Genomic DNA, 1,975 nt, shown 5'->3' on the forward strand with positions numbered 1-1,975 from the left:
GACGGTGACGTCGGTTTGCGCCTTGTTGGTCAAGGTCGCGGTGTAAGTGATGTCACCACCTTCAACGACCGAAGCCTTGTCAGCAGTCAGGGAAACCGTGGTGTTATCGATCGAGTCGGTGATCGTGGTGACCGCTGCTTTTGGATCGGTAACCAGGTTCTCGAAGTTACCACCCGCAGTCTTGGCGATGGTGGTGCTGACGGTAGAGCCGTTGTTGTAGACGTCGTTCGCCGGGGTGTGGAACACCGTCGAGCCTGCGGAGTCGCCGGCTTTGATGGTGATGGTCTGGCCATTAGAAAGCGTAACGGTAACGTCGGTTTGCGCCTTGTTGGTCAAGGTCGCGGTGTAAGTGATGTCGCCGCCTTCAACCACCGATGCTTTATCGGCAGTCAGGGAAACGGTGGTGTTGTCGATCGAGTCGGTGATCGTGGTGACCGCTGCTTTCGGATCGGTAACCAGGTTCTCGAAATTACCACCCGCAGTCTTGGCGATCGTGGTGCTGACGGTAGAGCCGTTGTTGTAGACGTCGTTCGCTGGGGTGTGGAAAACCGTGGAGCCTGCGGACTCACCAGCTTTGATGGTGATGGTCTGGCCGTTGCTCAGCGTTACGGTAACGTCGGTTTGCGCCTTGTTGGTCAAGGTTGCGGTGTAAGTGATGTCACCGCCTTCCACTACCGATGCTTTGTCGGCAGAGAGGGAAACCGTAGTGTTGTCGATCGAGTCGGTGATCGTGGTTTCCGCCGCCTTCGGGTCGGTCACCAAATTCTCGAAGTTACCGCCTTCGGTCTTAGCGATGGTGGTGCTGACGGTGGAACCGTTGTTATAAACGTCGTTAGCTGGCGTTTGGAAAACAGTCGAGCCAACTGTTTCACCGGCTTTGATGGTGATCGTCTGACCATTCGAAAGGGTAACGGTTACGTCAGTCTGAGCTTTGTTCGTCAGGGTGGCGGTGTAGGTAATCTCACCGCCTTCGACCACGGACGCTTTATCAGCAGTCAGAGAGACCGTGGTGTTATCGATCGAGTCAGTGATGGCTGTTTCAGCCGCCTTCGGATCGGTTACCAGGTTCTCGAAGTTGCCGCCTTCAGTCTTGGTGATCGTGGTGCTGACGGTGCTGCCATTGTTGTAAACATCGTTAGCTGGCGTCTGGAACACAGTCGAACCAACGGTTTCACCGGCTTTGATGGTAATGGTCTGGCCATTCGAAAGAGTGACGGTCACGTCAGTCTGCGCTTTGTTGGTCAAAGTCGCGGTGTAGGTAATCTCACCGCCTTCAACCACCGAGGCTTTGTCGGCCGAGAGGGAAACCGTGGTGTTATCGATCGAATCGGTGATCGTAGTTTCAGCCGCCTTCGGATCCGTGACCAGGTTCTCGAAGTTGCCGCCTTCGGTCTTAGCGATGGTGGTGCTGACGGTGGATCCGTTGTTGTAAACGTCGTTAGCCGGCGTTTGGAAAACTGTGGAGCCAACGGTTTCACCGGCTTTGATAGTGATCGTCTGACCATTCGAAAGCGTGACGGTAACGTCAGTCTGCGCTTTGTTGGTCAAAGTCGCGGTGTAGGTGATCTCGCCGCCTTCAACCACCGATGCTTTATCAGCGGTCAAGCTGATGGTGGTGTTATCGATCGAGTCAGTGATGGCTGTTTCAGCCGCTTTCGGATCGGTCACCAGGTTCTCGAAGTTGCCGCCTTCGGTTTTGGCGATGGTGGTGCTGACGGTGGAACCGTTGTTGTAAACGTCATTGGCTGGCGTCTGGAACACAGTCGAGCCAACGGTTTCACCGGCTTTGATGGTAATGGTCTGGCCATTCGAAAGAGTGACGGTCACGTCAGTCTGCGCTTTGTTGGTCAAAGTCGCGGTGTAGGTAATCTCACCGCCTTCAACCACGGACGCTTTGTCGGCGGAGAGGGAAACCGTGGTGTTATCGATCGAATCGGTGATGGCTGTTTCAGCCGCCTTCGGATCGGTTACCAGA

1 protein-coding gene is annotated in these 1,975 nt (G+C 55.1%); it reads right to left on the minus strand.

The window, feature by feature from the left end; all coding sequences use genetic code 11:
• The coding region (locus L8I05_RS29360; protein ID WP_347341242.1) for an immunoglobulin-like domain-containing protein at positions 1–1,975 on the minus strand (1,975 nt) is incomplete at both ends.

Origin of the sequence: Pseudomonas sp. MONT-RG-20F-20-E-7-02 (assembly GCF_022662395.1) — a bacterium.
In the GTDB taxonomy this organism is placed as follows: Bacteria; Pseudomonadota; Gammaproteobacteria; order Pseudomonadales; family Pseudomonadaceae; genus Aquipseudomonas.